The organism is Citrobacter sp. Cpo045, assembly GCF_030332875.1.
Taxonomy (GTDB): Bacteria; Pseudomonadota; Gammaproteobacteria; order Enterobacterales; family Enterobacteriaceae; genus Citrobacter; species Citrobacter portucalensis.
In genome coordinates, this window is record NZ_JAOWGZ010000103.1 from 847,688 (window position 1) to 866,211 (window position 18,524).

11 protein-coding genes are annotated in these 18,524 nt (G+C 54.3%); all 11 read right to left on the minus strand.

From position 1 onward, the window contains the following. Positions 1-44: 44 nt before the first annotated feature. Positions 45-1,586 carry a peptide MFS transporter gene (locus tag OGY13_RS20045; RefSeq protein WP_003835166.1) on the minus strand — a complete coding sequence of 514 codons (1,542 nt, stop codon included), beginning with the start codon at positions 1,584-1,586 and terminating at the stop codon, positions 45-47. A gap of 300 nt (positions 1,587-1,886) precedes the next feature. Then, on the minus strand, positions 1,887-3,359 hold the full coding sequence (der, locus tag OGY13_RS20050) for a ribosome biogenesis GTPase Der (RefSeq protein WP_003835168.1): 1,473 nt from the start codon (positions 3,357-3,359) through the stop codon (positions 1,887-1,889). 118 nt (positions 3,360-3,477) lie between these two features. Further along, positions 3,478-4,656 (minus strand): outer membrane protein assembly factor BamB, encoded by a 1,179-nt coding sequence (gene bamB / locus OGY13_RS20055; protein ID WP_008785453.1) that lies wholly within the window; start codon positions 4,654-4,656, stop codon positions 3,478-3,480. A 10-nt stretch (positions 4,657-4,666) separates the two neighbouring features. Then, positions 4,667-5,287, minus strand: coding sequence for a YfgM family protein (locus OGY13_RS20060; protein WP_003835172.1), 621 nt, complete (start codon positions 5,285-5,287; stop codon positions 4,667-4,669). Positions 5,288-5,300: 13 nt separating this feature from the next. Beyond that, positions 5,301-6,575 carry a histidine--tRNA ligase gene (hisS, locus tag OGY13_RS20065; protein WP_003835173.1) on the minus strand — a complete coding sequence of 425 codons (1,275 nt, stop codon included), beginning with the start codon at positions 6,573-6,575 and terminating at the stop codon, positions 5,301-5,303. A gap of 110 nt (positions 6,576-6,685) precedes the next feature. Beyond that, the gene (gene ispG, locus OGY13_RS20070; RefSeq protein WP_208743869.1) at positions 6,686-7,804 is read right to left on the minus strand and encodes a flavodoxin-dependent (E)-4-hydroxy-3-methylbut-2-enyl-diphosphate synthase; all 1,119 of its coding nucleotides are present in this window, start codon (positions 7,802-7,804) and stop codon (positions 6,686-6,688) included. A gap of 26 nt (positions 7,805-7,830) precedes the next feature. Then, on the minus strand, positions 7,831-8,829 hold the full coding sequence (gene rodZ / locus OGY13_RS20075; protein ID WP_008785454.1) for a cytoskeleton protein RodZ: 999 nt from the start codon (positions 8,827-8,829) through the stop codon (positions 7,831-7,833). A gap of 283 nt (positions 8,830-9,112) precedes the next feature. Beyond that, complete coding sequence (gene rlmN, locus OGY13_RS20080; RefSeq protein ID WP_008785455.1) at positions 9,113-10,279, minus strand: dual-specificity RNA methyltransferase RlmN; 1,167 nt, start codon at positions 10,277-10,279, stop codon at positions 9,113-9,115. A 251-nt stretch (positions 10,280-10,530) separates the two neighbouring features. Next, a complete protein-coding gene (gene ndk, locus OGY13_RS20085) occupies positions 10,531-10,962 on the minus strand; it encodes a nucleoside-diphosphate kinase (RefSeq protein WP_003037710.1) in 432 nt (143 codons plus the stop codon). Positions 10,963-11,110: 148 nt separating this feature from the next. Beyond that, positions 11,111-13,423, minus strand: coding sequence for a peptidoglycan glycosyltransferase PbpC (pbpC, locus tag OGY13_RS20090; RefSeq protein ID WP_213752119.1), 2,313 nt, complete (start codon positions 13,421-13,423; stop codon positions 11,111-11,113). Continuing rightward, positions 13,424-18,358, minus strand: a complete 4,935-nt coding sequence (locus OGY13_RS20095; RefSeq protein ID WP_213752120.1) for an alpha-2-macroglobulin family protein — start codon at positions 18,356-18,358, stop codon at positions 13,424-13,426. Positions 18,359-18,524 lie beyond the last annotated feature (166 nt).

Genomic DNA, 18,524 nt, shown 5'->3' on the forward strand with positions numbered 1-18,524 from the left:
ATTGGCCGGGACATCACGTCTGCCCCGGCACAATCGAGGTGTTATCAGGCGCTAGTAGCCGGTTTAGTTTGCGTATTCTCCAGCATGCGACGGATCGGCACAATGAGGACGATCAGTACCGCGGCGCAGATAAGCAATGCAATCGAGCAACGAGCGAAGAGATCCGGCAGCATATCCAGTTGGTCGGCCTTCACATGACCACCAATCAGACCTGCGGCCAGGTTACCCAGCGCACTGGCGCAGAACCACAGGCCCATCATCTGCCCGCGCATTCTTTCCGGAGCCAGCAGCGTCATGGTCGCTAGACCGATCGGGCTCAGGCACAACTCACCAAGCGTCAGCATCAGGATACTGCCCACCAGCCAGAATGGGGAGACGCCTGCGCCACCGTTACTGAGAACGTTTTGCGCTGCCAGCATCATCAGACCAAAGCCTGCAGCGGCACAGAGAATACCGATAACGAACTTGGTGATGCTGCTCGGGCGAATGTTCATGCTCGCCAGTTTCGGCCACGCCCAGCTGAATACCGGTGCCAACAGAATGATAAACAGTGCGTTTATCGACTGGAACCAGACCGCCGGGATTTCAAAATCGCCGATCATACGGTTAGTGTAGTCGTTAGCGAACAGGTTGAACGAGGTTGGCTTCTGCTCAAACGCAGACCAGAAGAACGCGGCGGAAACCAGCAGGATAAAGCAGACCAGCAGTCTGGCGCGCTCTTTGCGGTTCAGACCAGCAAAGACAAACAGGTAGATAAAATAGAGCGCGACGGAGGCGGCAATCACATACACCAGCATACTGGCAACCGCGACCGGATTTATCACAATCACGCCCTGCGCAATCAGCGTAACGATAACAGCTACGCCGACGGCCAGCGCCAGCAGCCACGCGCCCACACCATTACGTTTCACTACCGGGCTGTTCCAGGTTGAGTCCAGACCCACTTCGCTGTCATAACGTTTCATCGATGGAACGGCAAACACGCGGAAGATGATCAACGCCACCAGCATCCCGATACCACCGATGCCAAAGCCCCAGTGCCAACCGTGGGATTTAATCAGCCAGCCGGAGATCAGCGGCGCGATAAACGATCCCATATTGATGCCCATATAGAACAGCGAGAAACCGCCGTCGCGACGCGCATCGCCTTTTTTATACAGCGTGCCAACCATCACTGAGATACAGGTTTTAAACAGACCGGAACCGAGCACGATAAACATCAGGCCGATAAAGAACAGGTTGTTCCCCATAATGGCCGAGAGCGCGATCGACAAGTGACCGAGCGCAATCAAAATGGAACCGTACCACACCGCTTTCTGTTGGCCGAGCCAGTTATCCGCCAGCCAGCCACCTGGCAGCGCGGCGAGATACATCGTACCGGCAAAGATACCCACAATCGCCGAGGCATTTTCACGCGCCAGCCCCATGCCGCCGTCATAAACGGTAGCAGCCATAAACAGGATCAGTAACGGGCGAATGCCGTAAAACGAGAAGCGCTCCCACATCTCTGTGAAGAACAGCGAGCCGAGCGGGTAAGGATGACCGAAGAAAGTTCGGCTTTCTTTTTGATTAACAGAGGATTGCATAATTCTCCCGAAAGTTATGTCGTCGTGCGTGTAAACACCGCGATGTACGCCAGCCAGTTACGTATCTGACCGATTTTTTACATGCGGCGAAAAGTTATTTAACCATTTGATAACCTAAGGCTAGTTTTGTCTAGTACCAGCCCCCGGACTTTAAGATGAAAACTCGACAAATGTCTACTTTCTTAGATTTAAACTTGGCAAAAAACGAATAGTGATTGACTTTACACAGGGGGAGATCAGCAATGGGCAGACGAAAAAAAACCCGCGACAAGCGCGGGTTTTTATCTCCATCAGCAACAGTTACTTGCTTTTTTTGATGTGCTTAATCAGACGCTTACGCTTACGCATCTGAGTCGGCGTTAATGTATTACGTTTGTTCGCAAACGGGTTCTCCCCTTCTTTGAACTGAATACGGATCGGCGTCCCCATTACGTCCAAAGACTTGCGGAAATAGTTCATCAGATAGCGCTTGTAGGAATCCGGCAGGTCTTTGACCTGGTTGCCGTGAATCACCACGATTGGCGGGTTATAACCACCGGCATGGGCATATTTCAGCTTCACACGACGACCACGCACCAGCGGCGGCTGATGATCTTCTACTGCCATGGTCATGATGCGCGTCAGCATCGCGGTGCTCACGCGACGTGTAGAGCTATCGTATGCTTCACGGACCGATTCAAACAGGTTACCCACGCCGCTACCGTGCAGAGCTGAGATAAAGTGTACGCGCGCAAAATCAATAAAGCCCAGACGGAAGTCCAGCGTCTCTTTGACCTGCTCTTTTACTTCCTGCGTCAGGCCATCCCACTTGTTCACAACGATAACAAGTGAGCGCCCACTATTGAGAATAAAGCCCAGCAGCGACAGGTCCTGATCGGAAATCCCTTCACGCGCGTCAATCACCAGCATCACCACGTTGGCATCTTCAATTGCCTGCAGCGTTTTGATTACTGAGAATTTTTCTACCGCTTCGGTAATTTTGCCGCGCTTACGCACACCCGCGGTATCGATGAGCACATATTCGCGTTCATCGCGCTGCATCGGAATATAAATACTGTCACGCGTGGTTCCCGGCATGTCGTAAACCACCACGCGGTCTTCGCCGAGAATACGGTTAGTAAGCGTGGACTTACCTACGTTCGGACGGCCGACGATTGCCAGTTTAATCGGCAAATCCTGCGGGTTGAAATCGTCTTCAGGCTCTTCTTCGCCGTTTTCTTTGGCTTCAAGCTGCGCCCAGTATTCTGCGTCTTCATCCACTTCTTCCTGAGGAGCAACGTCATCCATCCACGGCAGCAGAACATGCTCCAGCAGGCTGAGAACACCACGACCATGGGACGCCGCGATCGGATAAATTTCACCCAGACCCAATGAGTAGAAATCAACAACCGCCTGGTCAGGATCGAGTCCGTCAGTTTTGTTGGCGACCAGGAACGTCGGTTTCTGGCGCGAACGCAGATGTTTAGCAATAGCTTCATCCGCTGGCATCAGGCCAGCACGCGCATCCACCATGAACAGCACAACGTCTGCTTCTTCGATAGCCAACAGCGACTGTTCCGCCATACGGGTTTCAACACCGTCTTCGGTGCCATCAATACCGCCGGTATCAATACAGATAAACTCACGGCCTTCAATTTCCGCACGACCGTACTTACGGTCACGAGTCAGACCCGGGAAATCCGCAACCAGCGCATCTCGGGTGCGAGTTAGACGGTTAAATAACGTGGATTTGCCAACGTTAGGGCGCCCGACAAGCGCGACCACAGGTACCATGTTTAAAGCCTCATTTAAAAAATCATCAGACAACGGGCACATTTTTTGCCCCGTTGTTAAAAACAGTAAAACGGCCCCTGCACCAGGAGCCGTTTTTCAAAGCGAGCGGCCGGGACGATTAACGCGTAATGGAGTACAGCGTACCGTCTTTCGCCTGGATCAGCAGTTTACCATCAGCAGAGACCGGCTCGGTCAGGAAACCTGAGCTGTCGACTTTCTGCTGGGCAACAAAACGACCATCGTCAACGTTAATCCAGTGCAGGTAGCCTTCGCTATCACCGACGACCAGATTGCCATTATACAATACCGGGGACGTCAGCAGACGGTGCAGCAGATCGCTTTGCGTCCACAGCGTCACGCCGCCATCGGTGGTCAGCGCCAGTACGCGGTCATTCTGGTCAACCAGGTAGATACGGTTACCGTCGACGATGAAATCATTCACCGAGCCCAGTTCGCGTTTCCACATAATCTGACCGCTGCGCAGATCCAGCGCCGTTAGGTTACCATTATAAGCCAGCGCGTAAACAACGCCATTGACGATAACCGGCGTGGTATCAACGTCGCTCAGACGATCGATTTCCGTTGGGCCTGTCGCCTGTGAGATACGCTGCTGCCAAATCATCTGGCCTTGCTGCATCAGCACGGCGCTCACGCGACCGTTATCACCGCCGACAATAGCTGCGCCAAAGGCGGTTGCCGGAGCGGATTCACCACGCAGAGACAGGGAAGGCATGTCGAGGTTAACGGTCCATTTGATGGCGCCATCAGCTTCGTTTAATGCCTGCAACTGGCCGTTGCTGGTGTGGATCAAAACTACGCCATCGCTCACAACAGGACGAGACAGCGCTTCACCGGCGACTTTCGTCTGCCATGCGGTGGTACCGTCGCTGGTATTCAACGCATAAACCTGTGCTTTTTCGCTGCCAATGTAAACATGTCCGCCGGACACGGTTACACCGCCAGAAAGCTGTGCAGATGCACGGGAGAACCAGCCGTCTTTCTCACCCAGATTCACAGACCAGACTTCTTTACCGTCGCCTGCGTTCAATGCTTTCACTACACCAGCGCGATCGGCTGCATAGACAACGTTATCCGCCAGCGCAGGGTGAAGATTGGAATAGAAATCACCAATACCGTTACCTACGGAGGTGCTCCATTCCGTAGACGGAGTAAACTGGTTTTCAACCACCGGTAATGGGGACATCTTAACGACATCTTCTTCGCCACTAAACAGTGAACAGCCGCTCAATAGGGTAACGGAAAGCAGCCCTGGCAGAAGTAATTTACGCAATTGCATCGGGTCCCTCTCAGATGGACAAATTATTGATTTTCATCTGCATCATTTCGCTCAGAGCAGGAGAGGCATCGCTTTTCACACCCGCTTCCCATGCGCTACGCGCACCTTGTTTGTCGCCTTTGCTCAGCAACGCTTCACCGCGCAGATCGGCAACAATGGCCGTCCACCCTTCACCTTTAATGGTGTCGAGTGTTTTCAGCGCGGTATCAGCCTGTTTAAGCTGAACCTGAACACGAGCCAGACGCAGGTTAATCACCGCTTTGAGATTTTCATCGCTGGTCGCAGCCAAGCCCTGTTGCAGCTGACTTGCGGCTTTCTCAAGTTCATTTTGGTCAACAAACTGCTGCGCAAGTTCCAGTGAAGCTAGCGCGCCGTAGGTATTTTTATTCTCTGCAGCAAATTTCTCAGCGGCAGGAATGCTGTCCGGTTTACCCGCGCTAACCGCAGTCACCGTATTTTGATATGCCAAAGAAGCAGAGCGTGCGGACTCCGTCTGATGGCTGGTCCAGTAACGCCAACCAACCAGCGCGCCAACCCCTAAAATGATCCCAACAGCCAGCGCCTTGCCGTTTTCAGCAAAGAAGCGTTTTACCGCATCAACCTGGTCGTGTTCGTTCTCGTAAATTTCCACGCTGTCCTTCTCCTTAGCCCAGTAAAGTGCGCAAATGCGCGGCAACGCTATCCTGCGCTACTGCCGTTTGCTCACCAGAGCGCAAATCCTTCACTACAACAGTACCGTCAGCCACTTCGGACTCGCCCAGTACCAGTGCAACGCGGGCGCCCCACTTATCGGCACGGGCAAACTGTTTCTTAAAGTTGCCGCCACCGTGGTTTGTCATCAATTTCACACCAGGAACTTCATCGCGCAGACGTTCTGCAAGCGTCATTGCCGCCGACTGCGTGTCCGCCCCTGAAGCGACCAGGTATATATCGACAACAGGATCTGCGTTAAATTCCGGATTAACTGCCTGAACTAACAAAACAAGTCGTTCCAGCCCCATAGCAAAGCCCACGGCTGGCGTTGCACGACCGCCAAGTTGCTCTACCAGACCGTCGTAACGACCACCGGCACACACGGTGCCCTGAGAGCCCAGGCTGCTGGTGACCCACTCAAATACGGTGCGGTTGTAGTAATCAAGACCACGAACCAGACGCTGATTGACGGTGTAGGCAATGCCTGCGGATTCCAGCAGTTTGCACAAGCCCGCGAAGTGCTCGCGAGAGTCGTCATCAAGATAGTCGCCCAGTGCAGGCGCGTCGTTGAGCAGCGCCTGTACTTCCGGGTTTTTGGAGTCGAGAACGCGCAGCGGATTGGTGTACATACGACGCTTGCAGTCTTCGTCCAGTTTCTCTTTATGCAGTTCCAGGTAGGCGACCAACGCATCACGGTAGTTAGCGCGGGCTTCAAGCGAACCGATTGAGTTCAGCTCAAGGCTAACATGCTGAGAAATACCCAGCGCGCGCCACCAGCGAGCGGTCAGCATAATCAGCTCCGCATCGATGTCCGGGCCTTGCAGGCCAAATACTTCGACACCCAACTGATGGAATTGACGATAGCGTCCTTTCTGCGGACGTTCGTGGCGGAACATCGGCCCGATATACCACAGACGCTGTTCCTGATTGTACAGGAGACCATGTTCGATGCCGGCGCGTACGCAGCCCGCAGTCCCTTCAGGACGCAACGTCAGGCTGTCGCCATTACGGTCCTCAAAGGTATACATCTCTTTTTCAACCACGTCGGTGACTTCACCGATCGCGCGTTTGAATAACGGGGTCTGCTCTACAATCGGCAAGCGGATTTCACTGTAACCGTAGCTACCGAGCACGTTTTTGAGAGTGCCTTCAATGCGCTGCCAGATGGCGGTTTCGCCAGGCAGATAATCGTTCATGCCGCGAATGGCTTGAATGTTTTTTGCCACGTTTATTCTCTTTATGAATATAAAAATGAACCCTCAGCGCTAACCCGAACAATGCGGGCGCCATGCGGGTTCAATCATACACGGGAAGCACGCCGCTTCCCATCACGTTGTTATTTTTCAAGCTGCTGCACGTCGATACGACGCGCTTCGTCCAGAATACTCGCTTTAGCGCGGATGCGGGCTTCAAGCTGCTTAATCATGTCGTCGTTATCGAGTCTGTCCTTACGCACGCCGTCTTCATACAGGCCGCTTTTCTTGTTACCGCCCGTCACGCCCAGCGTAGAAACCAGCGCTTCACCAGGACCGTTTACCACGCAGCCGATGATCGAAACGTCCATTGGCGTAATGATATCTTCCAGGCGTTGCTCCAGCGCGTTAACCGTACCAATAACGTCAAACTCCTGACGCGAACAGGTTGGGCAAGCGATGAAGTTGATCCCGCGCGCGCGAATGCGCAGCGATTTCAGGATATCGAAACCCACTTTGATCTCTTCCACCGGATCGGCTGCCAGAGAAACACGCAGCGTATCGCCGATCCCTTCAGATAACAGCAGGCCAAGGCCGATCGCGGACTTCACCGAACCACTACGCAGGCCACCGGCTTCGGTGATCCCCAGATGCAGTGGTTGATCGATCTGTTTCGCCAGCAGGCGATAGGATTCTACGGCGAGGAAAACGTCAGATGCTTTAACACTGACTTTGAATTGATCGAAGTTCAGACGATCGAGGTGATCCACGTGGCGCATAGCGGATTCCAGCAGCGCCTGCGGCGTCGGTTCACCGTATTTTTCCTGCAGATCTTTTTCCAGCGATCCGGCGTTGACGCCGATACGGATTGGAATATTTTTATCACGAGCGCAATCCACCACCATGCGAATACGCTCTTCACTGCCGATATTACCTGGGTTAATACGCAGGCAATCAACGCCGTATTCCGCCACCTTCAGCGCGATACGATAGTCGAAGTGAATATCGGCAACCAGCGGGACGTTAACCTGCTGTTTGATAAGCTTGAACGCTTCTGCGGCATCCATTGTCGGTACAGAGACACGAACAATATCTGCGCCTACGCGTTCCAGCGCTTTAATCTGATTAACCGTCGCTTCCACATCCGTGGTACGCGTGTTAGTCATAGACTGTACGGCGATGGGCGCATCATCGCCGATCGGCACGTTCCCAACGTAAATGCGTGTCGATTTTCTACGTTGAATTGGAGCCTGGTTATGCATTAAAAAATCTCCCGCATTGCCGTCTGTTACTGAGCCGGTGATTGTTCGGCATTAACGGTCAGACGCGCAACCTGGTTAGTTCTGATAAAACGACTCAGATCGACAGGTTTACCCTGGAACTGAATCTGCACTGCCGCCGGGGCGCCAATTTTCAGTTTGTACGGCGCTTGACCGGTCAGGTTTAGATTGCCGTCTTTACGCTGCATCCCGCTGAACAGTTTTTTACCGGTCGCATCGGTTACTTCCAGCCAGCAATCGGCGGTAAAGTTCATCACCAGCGCGTTAGGATCGGCTACAGGTGTAGTCACACCTGCCTGATCGGTCGGCAGAGGAGCCGCTGTAGCTGGCGCTGTTGGCGCTGCGGTTGCGGTATCGACGTTAGCCTGAGAAGGGGCAACAACGGCGTTCTGTTGCGCATCAGCGGCGGGTGCCGGGGTCGCAGCAACGTCTGGCGTTGGCGCTGCGTCCGCTACCGCACCATCGTCAGGAGCCGGGGGGGTATCCTGCCCTGCTGCTGCGCTGGTATCTAACGGTACGTTCTGCGCGCCCTCTTTACCGGCATTCAGCTCAGCAGAGGATTGATCGGCCATGGTGGTGATCTCTTCCTGCTGTGCTTTATGGTTCTGCCACCACCAGGCGCCTGTCAGTCCGACAACGACAAACAGTACCAGCCAGGTAAAGGTCATTAACCAGCCGTCGCGTTTCTTACGACGTTTGCCGAGCGAGAAGCTCTGCATCGGTGCGACTTTAGCTGGTCGAATCGGAGCCTGTTTTTCCAGCCCTGGCAACAGTTCTTCTTCAGGAATATGCACCAGACGCGCATAAGAACGGATATACCCGCGCAGGAATGTTGAAGCAAGATCGGCTGGCGCCTTATCTTCTTCAATATCGCGTACCGTGGAGACCTTCAGGCAAAGTCGCTCCGCGACTGCCTGCTGGCTGAATCCGAGTTGTTCACGGGCATTGCGCAGACGAACGCCGGTGGATAGTGTTTCATTTTTGTCGTGCGTGGCTTCAGTATTCATTCGCTACAGCTGCGTAAATTTGGGTTCTGATGCCGGCGAGCCACAATGCTCACCCACACCGCGAAACATCTGGTCAGTTAACCTTCGTCAGACAGTATAAAACGGTCAGACTATCAATGACAAAACGGCGTAAACCTGAGGGCTAAACACTTGTTACGCCGTTACATACTGCCTTAAAGTCGACAAAAACGCACCGTTATTATTGACCTGACGACGACAACAAAAAACCTCATATGGCTTACGTTGCACTACGGTACAGGAATTATACCGTAGTGCGCCAACATCAAACGGTCTTAATCTCGATAGCGTCGCCCTGCATGCGCTTACGCAGAGTACGCTTGGTACGGTCGATAACGTCGCCCGCCAGCTGACCGCAGGCTGCATCGATGTCATCACCACGTGTTTTACGCACGATGGTAGTGAAACCATAGCTCATCAACACTTTGGAGAAACGATCGATACGGCTGTTAGAACTACGGCCATACGGCGCGCCCGGGAACGGGTTCCACGGGATCAGGTTGATCTTACACGGCGTATCTTTCAGCAGTTCTGCCAGCTGATGCGCGTGTTCAGTGCCATCATTGATGTGATCTAACATCACATACTCAATGGTTACACGACCCTGGTTAGCGTTGGATTTCTCCAGATAGCGACGAACCGCGCCAAGGAATGTTTCGATATTGTACTTCTTGTTGATAGGCACAATTTCGTCACGAATTTCATCGTTCGGCGCATGCAGAGAAATCGCCAGCGCGACGTCAATCATATCACCCAGCTTATCCAGCGCAGGGACAACGCCTGAGGTGGAGAGCGTGACGCGACGCTTGGACAGCCCAAAACCGAAGTCATCAAGCATGATTTCCATCGCCGGAACCACGTTGGTCAGGTTGAGCAGCGGCTCACCCATCCCCATCATCACCACGTTGGTAATAGGACGCACGCCCGTAGCCTTTACCGCACCAACGATCTTCGCCGCGCGCCAGACCTGACCAATGATCTCCGATACCCGTAGGTTACGGTTAAAGCCCTGTTGCGCCGTAGAGCAGAATTTACACTCTAATGCGCACCCGACCTGTGAAGAAACACACAGGGTCGCACGATCGTCTTCCGGGATATACACCGTTTCAACGCGCTGATCGCCAACCGCGATAGCCCATTTGATCGTACCGTCAGAAGAACGCTGCTCTTCCACCACTTCCGGGGCGCGAATTTCAGCCACTTCTTTCAGCTTGTTACGCAGCACCTTGTTGATGTCAGTCATGTCATCAAAGTTGTCGCTGCAATAGTGGTACATCCACTTCATGACCTGATCGGCACGAAACGGTTTTTCGCCCATCTCTTTGAAGAATTCGCGCATTTGCTGACGGTTCAGATCCAGCAGGTTAATTTTTCCATTTTTATTTGGAACCGCAGGAATGACGACTTCAGAGGTGTTAACTAATTCAGACATAATTTTTTCCGGCCTCGTTGTTACACGTTGTGGCCCGTGGAGGGTTAAAAAGAAACGCCCCGGCAAGCGATCTGCTCTTCCGGGGCGTTGCATTGTACAAAGTCTGGCGCAGGGATGCCACGTTTGCACGAAGCATTAGCGAAAATAATATGTAAAGAAAGAACGTAGGTCTGAGAAGACGCATCAGCGTCGCCATCAGGCAAAACAGTGCCGGATGCGCAAATGCTTATCCGGCCTACCCCACGAGCTTATTAGCGAGTGCGCGGGCAAACCTCACCTTCACCAAAGAAATAGGCGATTTCGCGCGCCGCTGACTCAACGGAGTCGGAACCGTGAGTACCGTTCTCGGTGAAGCTGTCAGCATAGTCTGCACGCAGAGTACCGGCCAGCGCATTCGCCGGGTTGGTTGCGCCCAGCAGATCGCGATGACGCTGTACGGCATTTTCGCTTTCCAGAACAGAAACAACGATCGGACCGGAAGTCATGAATTCAACCAGACCGTCAAAGAACGGTTTGCCATCGTGCTCAGCATAGAAGCCACGTGCCTGCTCAACGGTCAGGTGCAGCATTTTAGTGCCGACAATTTTGAACCCTGCTGCTTCAAAGCGCGCAAAGATGCTCCCAATAACGTTTTTTGCCACCGCGTTTGGTTTGATGATGGAAAAAGTACGTTCAATAGCCATGATAACCTCTGTAATGTGTTCTGTTGTTGTCTATATAGATGTACGACCTGGCGCGGATTATAAAGAGCATCCCGGCAATTGACTATTGATGAAGGTAACATTTCTTTAAAATAAGATGAATTTTAGCAACAAACAGTCATCAACTGGTCTACTGCATCGAAAATCTCACCGTCGCTACCTGGCCAGCATCATCCATCACCAGCAGTTGATAATCCCCTTTAGTCGCCAGCCGTAGCGTAAGACGACGTCCGCGTTCATCCAGCCTTTCACCGTTAAGAAACCACCAGCGTTCACCGCTCCCACCACTGGTTTGCACCGGCAATGAGGCTTGAGCAGAACCGGGTAAACGCTTCACAATCGCGCCATCACGAATGCCTGTCAACTGCAATGGCTGCGAAGCGTCTTGCCCCAGCGGCGGACACGTGGCAGAAACTGGCGGTAATCTCGCCCCACGGCGTTCTGATTCCGGTAGCCATGGCTCCAGCGGCAACGGCCAGACGATTAATGTTTGCTCGTGCGCCTGCGGGCAATCCGCCGCCACACGTTTGCCTTCATCATCCAGCCAGACAGGAAAACGAATGCCATTAACCCCTTCCTGCTCGGGCAATAATAACGTTGGCGGCTGACTGCCATCCAGTAACCAGGTTGCCAGACGGCGACGGCAGTTGCTGTCTCCTGGGGCAAGGGATTGCCCGCCCGGCCAGCACACCACGCCGCGACTCACGGAATCAGGACGTGGATCTTCCGGCTGATTGGTCCCGCGAGAGAGCAAAAGATTGTTGACCTGATTGAGCAGCGGCACGGCGCTGGCAAATCCAAACTGGCCCACCACCGGCGTTCCGTCTGGTCTGCCAGTCCAGATACCGATCACATAACGGGCGTTAACGCCAATCGCCCAGGCATCGCGATAGCCATAACTGGTGCCCGTTTTCCACGCCAGCGGAACCACTCTGCTCAGTGCGTTATCCGGCAGCGGTTGCGCTTCGTCGGCCATAATACGGCGAATAATCCACGCCGCGCCCGCCGACATCAACGGACGTTCAAGCAGTGGGTCACCCGGCTGCAGACGCAGTTTTCCCGCTTTTCCCTTACGGGCAAAGGCGCTGTACGCTGCGGCCATATCTTCCAGCCTTGCCCCCGCACCACCTAAAATCAGCGACAGATTCGGCGCAGCCCCTGCGGGCAGATACAGCGGTAAGCCGACGTTACGTAACGATGCGGCAAAGCGCTTCGGACCATAGGCTTCGAGCACCTGCACGGCGGGTAAATTCAACGACCTTACCAGCGCTTCGCTCATGCTCACCGGGCCATGAAAACCGCTGTCAAAATTCCCCGGTCGATAATCTCCGGTTCGCCGCGGGACATCCTGCAACAACGAAGCGGGATGAATGAGTCCGTCATCCAGCGCCAGACCGTAAACAAACGGCTTCAGCACCGAGCCTGGCGAACGGATCGCATTCACCATATCCACATGACCAAAGCGGGAGTCGTCATTCATATCTACCGACCCCACCCAACCACGCACGCTCATATCGGTGTGATCGACCACAATCATTGCCAGCGAACTGTGTGCAGGTAAGCGCCCCTTCCAGTTCTGCGCCAGCTCTTCCAGTTGACGCTGCAATCCGGCATCAAGGGTAGTCACGATTTTATCGCTCCGGCTTTTTCCCAGCATCATGCGCGAGAATAACGGCGCTAACTGCGGCATTTGCCGGGGCGACAGCCAGACTGGCTCTTCACGCGACTCCTGTACCTGTCTGGCAGGCCAAATACCCTGGCTCGCCATACGTTCGAGCACTTTATTACGCGCCGCTTCAGCACGGTCCGGCCAACGGTCAGGGCGCAGGCGACTCGGTGCCTGTGGCAAAACAGCCAGCAGCGCGGCATCGGAGTAACTCAATTGCGCGGGTGATTTACCAAGATAGGCCCAGCTTGCCGCCCCGACGCCCTGCAGCGTACCGCCAAACGGCGCACGGTTGAGATACAGTGTCAGGATGTCGCGTTTGGAGAGATGCCATTCCAGCTGCAATGCGCGCCAGAGCTGGCGAAACTTGCCGCCGAAGGTTCGCGGATGGGGATCGAGTAATCGTGCAACCTGCATGGTGAGCGTACTGCCACCCGAAACCACACGCCCAGAGGAGAGGTCCTGCCATGCTGCGCGCAGGACTGAAAACGGATTGACGCCGGGATGCTTCCAGAACCAGCGGTCTTCATAGTTAATTAACGCCTCAAGGTAGCGGGGCGACACCTCATCAATCGTTACCGGATACCGCCAGATACCTTCGGCATCGGCAAAGCGCCAGAGTGGCGTACCATCATGTGCCACCACGACCCGTGCCGGATCGACTTCGTGCAAGGGCAGCGGCCAGATTTTATCTGCCGCCCAAACTGCTGCCACAATCAATAGCGCAACGGCTGCCAGCCAGAGCCAGCAGCCGCATTTACCCAACCCGCGCATCATTTACGGTCTGACAATCAAAAGTCCCTCTGTCGCACCGGTCGCGCGCCACTGCGGAACATACATTGATTCCACCTGTGGGACGGGAACCTGGTAGGTCCCCGGCGTTACCGCTCGCGCCAGATACACCAGCGTAACCGGTTGTCCTTCATTGACCGCCACCGCAGCGACAAAGCGATCGTCACGGAACTCAACGTGCTGGATATCTGCCTGCTGCATCTGATTAAGCAGATTCGCCACTTCGCTACCGCTATCCTGCAGGCTGGCGCTGCCGTTGGCCAGATTCTGGTTTTCCAGTTCCAGTCCTGCTGGCAGTAAGTCAACCACCAGCGCATCCGGCACGTTCTGGCTGGCTTTCACCTCCAGCCAGACCAGCACCAGCTCGCCGCTGCGCAGAGAATCCAGTGATTTACTGTTTCCGTCGAGCCCCAGGATTTGACGCTCAATATGCAGAACGTTGCTGGCAGGTGTCGGTGAGGTTTGCGGATAACCGCTCACATCCAGACGCAGCCACAGCGGTTGATTACCGGTATTGGTGACGCTCAGCGTAGACAGCGCATCGGCATCCAGATTACGCGTCTGTGATTTCTCCCCGGCTAACGGTTGCTCCGAGAGTGACGTTTGCGCCTGCCATGTGCCTGGCAAGTCCTGTAACGTACGGGCGGCAAGGAACAACGCATTATTTTCCTGAGTCGAGAGCCAGCGCTGCCCAAAGGCCTGTTCTGACAACGTGTTCAGCAGCGTATTCTGCACGTCAGGTTTGAGCTTGTTCTCTTCGAGCAAGGCCATCATCAACGCGTTATCCCGTAACGCACTGCCGTAATCCGCCATCCACTGTTGCGTATCGCGGCGCGGCGTATTCAGCGCCAGCGTCAACGCCTGTTCACTGCGGTTAGCATCGCCCATATTTTTCAGCGCGATCCCCAATTGCAACAGCGGTAAACCAGAAGCCGCCTGAGCGCGTCGCTCCCAGATTTCACGCAGTGCGCCAAGCGGGGCTTTTTGCTGACGAGCCAGAACCAACGCGGCGTAGGCTTGTACGGCAAACCGGCTTGCTGAAGAGTCGTCGGTATAGCGAATCGACAACATTCCAGGATCCTGCAAATAGCGCAGCAGCCGCTCGTTGCCACGGTTAATGACCTCTACCGGGACGCTGTAGCCCTGTTCATTTGCCCTAACAAGGAAATCCATGACATACGCAGTCAGCCAGTACTCTTCCGACCCGTTTTTATCCCACAGCGCGAAACCGCCGTTATCACGCTGCATCTGCACTAAACGAGAAATCCCAATATCGACTGCAGCACGGCGTTTTTCATCGCTGTCACCCACAATACCTAACGCCTTCAATTGCGCAGCGTTGGTGTATAAGGATGGGAACAATCCGCTCGCCGTTTGCTCCAGGCAGCCGTAAGGGTAAGCCTTCAGTTCGCGGATATAACGCGCCAGATTCAGCGGCGGCTTACCGCTGAACAGCAGTTGTCCCTGCATCGTTGCAGGGGAGAAATTGGTCAGTTCTTCGCCCGGAAGCTGCCAGGTTGCGCCCGGTTGAAGTGCGACACCGTTATTAACGGTTTGCGCCGGGAACGCCGGACGCACGCCAATCTTCCACTGTTTATGCTGAACTGGCAGCGTTTCACCCGGTAAAGTCAGACCGCTAATTTCTGCCTGAATTTCGCCATCGCCAAACCCCTCCCGCGCACGCACCGGAATAAACAACGTAGTCCGTACGCCTGGTGCCAGATTCAATGGAGCAGGATCTTGTCCCATCAGCTCCAGTAAACCGCTGGCCGCGAGCTTAATATTCAGCGTTTGCGGTTTGTCAGTCAGGTTAGTCACGTCCAGCGTCAGTCGCGAGGTATCGCCTCCCGCCAGAAAACGCGGCATATTCAGTTCAGCAATTACCGGCGCGGCAACAATCACCTTGCTTTCACTGCTGCCAAAGTCATCCGCCGTCCAGGCCTGTGCCATTACCCGTAGCTCGCCGTTGAAATCACCAATCGGTAGCGTCACCGTACCTTCGCCCTGCTCGTTGAGCGTGACCGGCAGCGCCTGTTGCGCCACGATATTGACGTGATTGACCGGTGGCTTACCGCCGCGCTTTAATTCATCGCCATCACCACCAAAGCGCAGCGCCGCCAGCCGACCTTGCCCTTCGATCACCTGGCCGTAAATATCATAAATATCCGCGCCATAGCGTTTTTGTCCGAAAAATGCCTGCCACGGATCTGGCGTGGCGTAATCGGTAATGTTCAACACCCCGCTATCAACGGCAGAGACCAGCACGTTGACCTGTTTTGGTATGTCGCCATTTTTGACGCTGGCTTTAATCTTGACGGTCAAAGACTGGTTTGGACGTATTTTCGCCGGGTTTTCCAGCGCCAGCGCCAGACGACGGTTTTCATCACCTAACGGCAAATGCAGTAAACCAACCGCCCGTTTTGGCGTGGCCGAACGGGACTTGTCGCCAGGACGAACCACCAGCGCACTGAGATACAAATCGTGGCGATTCCAGGTTTTATCAATCGGGATGGAGATATCGAGACCATCCGCCGGTACGTCTATTTCTTGCCACCACAGCGGGCCTTCGCTGGACTCCACCATCGCATAACCTTTGCCAGCAGCAGGAGCGGCAACGTGCAGCTTCATGGTATCGCCAGGACGATAGCTGGGTTTGTCCAGTTTCAGAGTCACGCGATCGGGACGCACGGCCCCACTGCCGTCGCTGTTATCCTGCCAGCTATAACCTGCCCAGAAGCGTACGCTGCTCACCGCATCATTCGGGGCTTTCACTTCCAGACGATAGGCACCCCACTCAACCGGGAAGCTGACTTTACCGGTTTCATCGGCCTTAAGATCCAGAGTCTGCTCACCTTCAACCAGATCCTTTTGATCGAACTGTGATTGCCAGCCCTCGCCTTCAGACCAGTTCCAGTAATAATCCCGGCGCTCGCGGATCAAACGCACCTGCAAACCGGACACCGCTTTTTTCTCGCCCTGCGCATCGGCATAAACAATGTCGAAAGCGGCGTTGCTGTTTTCATCAACGATAGGCTGATTCACAGTGGTATCAGTGCGGTAGTCATAGACGGCTTTTGCCGCAAACTGCGGACGAATACCCGGCAGCGTGTCCGCAGGCCAGATGGCTTGTTCAGCCCGACGCGTCACCGGGCGGCCACCTGACTCCAGCAGGCTGGCTTGCAGGATCACCTGTAACGGGGAATGCGTCTCCTGCCATTGGCTGTTGGTGGTCACTTCGCCGCGACCGTGTTCATCCAGCGTAAGCTGAACTTCATCGAGGCTGCGGGACAGGTTTTCTTCGGCAATATTACCAAACTGGAACCCCGGCAATGCCTGCACCGCTTCGCGCAGCGGGCGCAGGAAAAGCTGCCCTTGCAGAGCATTGCCATTAGCGGGCGCGCCGTACAGGTAGTAGCCCACTACCGAGAACTTCACTTCATCAGCCGGAGCCACGGGAATCTTATTAGCGGAGAGATTGAGCGCCATCCGCTCAGGCATAAAATCTTCGACGTGGAAATCCCACATCCGTGACTGGTTGTCGCCCGTATTAGCACGAATATGCCACATACCGGTTGGTGCGTTGGTGTCCAGCGGCCAGCTAAAGCGGTACAGACCGTTCTCCGGCTGGCTAACCACCGAACGTAACACTTGCCCGTCGGGCTTCACGACCTCCAGCTTCACCGGCTGGTCGGGCAACGTTTTGCCGTCGCTGTCACGCAGTAATCCGTTGAGGATCACCGTTTCGCCAGGACGATAGAGGTCACGGGGACCAAACATAAAGAACTGTTTGCTGTATCCCGGTGCACCGGCAATATCAAATTCAGCCAGATCCAACGCCGGGAGTTTCAAATCCAGCAGCGTGGTTTGCCCGTCTTTGCGGGCCAGCAATAAAGCCGCGTCTTTATCAGTCTCCAGTTTGACATGACCCTGCGCGTCGCTGGTAGCCTGCGCCAACGTCTGTCCTTTTTCGTTGAGTAAGGTGACCTCTATACCCTGCTGCGCAGCGCCGTTTTCCAGACTCTGCGTAAAGACATCAAGTTGATTATGGTAACGGTGCGCAGACACACCAATATCGCTGAGCGTGAACAGCGTAGCGGCATTACTGTAGTTGTATTGTCCAGCCTGATTCATCACCGCGATGTAAACACCTGCTTGCTGCAACGGCTTGATATCGCTCAGCGGCAGCAGCAGCTTCTCACGGGTGTTACGCGCAGGATTGAGGTCAAAGCGTCCGGTATACACCAGTTCCGCCATTTTCAGTAAATTGTCAGATTCCCAGTTCGTCAACGAATTGCGGTATTCCCACTGGCTGACAAATGCGCCGAGCGATTCAGGCTTCACACGAAAGAAGTTCACATCCACGCTGTTAACGTTGAGGGCCATTACCGGCAGGCCTTCAATTACTTTTCCCGGCAACAGCGAGCCGCGACTGGCAAACCCAACGCTTGGCTGTACATCGCGGGTGGTAATGTTTTTTTCATAATCAATAGCGAACGTCGCTTTATTCAGCGCCAGCAAATCACGCTCAATGGTCACCACCAGTTCCCGGTTAGGTTCCAGATGGCGTAAGCGCAGCTCTTTCAGATTTGGCGCCAGCTCCCAGGCACCATCCACTTTGCCGCTTTTTTTATCAACAACGTGCACGACGCGGGAAAAATCTTGTTCTGGATCGAGGGGAATGGAGAAGGTCAAAACGAGCGTTGCCGCACCGTCGAGCTGGACCTCTGAGGCATCCAGCAGCGTCAGCGACTTGCCCTGGCTTTGTTGCACCAGCTTTTGTAATTGGGCCTTGTCTTTTACTAGCGCAGTCTGGGGAGCTGGCGAGTCAGGTTTCGCAGCAGTCGGTGATTTTTCGTTATTATTATCGCACCCGACCAGTGCCAGCATCAGCATGCAGGCCGCTACGCGTAAATGTTTCATTTTTCATCCCTGGCCGTAGTGGCCCGTTAGCTACGTAGAACAACTATTATGCGTCAGATTTCCGGCTGTGGAAGTCAGTAACTGAACAACGTTGTCTTAATTTAAGTGATTAATGTGGATTCACCTGACAAATCAGCCTGTTTTACTTGTCGCTTTACGGTAAACA

Bases quoted from the DNA above. Each gene is read 5' to 3' on its own strand.
- OGY13_RS20045 (WP_003835166.1), bottom strand. From the start codon at position 1,586: ATGCAATCCTCTGTTAATCAAAAAGAAAGCCGAACTTTCTTCGGTCAT.
- der (WP_003835168.1), bottom strand. From the start codon at position 3,359: ATGGTACCTGTGGTCGCGCTTGTCGGGCGCCCTAACGTTGGCAAATCC.
- bamB (WP_008785453.1), bottom strand. From the start codon at position 4,656: ATGCAATTGCGTAAATTACTTCTGCCAGGGCTGCTTTCCGTTACCCTA.
- ispG (WP_208743869.1), bottom strand. From the start codon at position 7,804: ATGCATAACCAGGCTCCAATTCAACGTAGAAAATCGACACGCATTTAC.
- rodZ (WP_008785454.1), bottom strand. From the start codon at position 8,829: ATGAATACTGAAGCCACGCACGACAAAAATGAAACACTATCCACCGGC.
- rlmN (WP_008785455.1), bottom strand. From the start codon at position 10,279: ATGTCTGAATTAGTTAACACCTCTGAAGTCGTCATTCCTGCGGTTCCA.
- ndk (WP_003037710.1), bottom strand. From the start codon at position 10,962: ATGGCTATTGAACGTACTTTTTCCATCATCAAACCAAACGCGGTGGCA.
- pbpC (WP_213752119.1), bottom strand. From the start codon at position 13,423: ATGATGCGCGGGTTGGGTAAATGCGGCTGCTGGCTCTGGCTGGCAGCC.
- OGY13_RS20095 (WP_213752120.1), bottom strand. From the start codon at position 18,358: ATGAAACATTTACGCGTAGCGGCCTGCATGCTGATGCTGGCACTGGTC.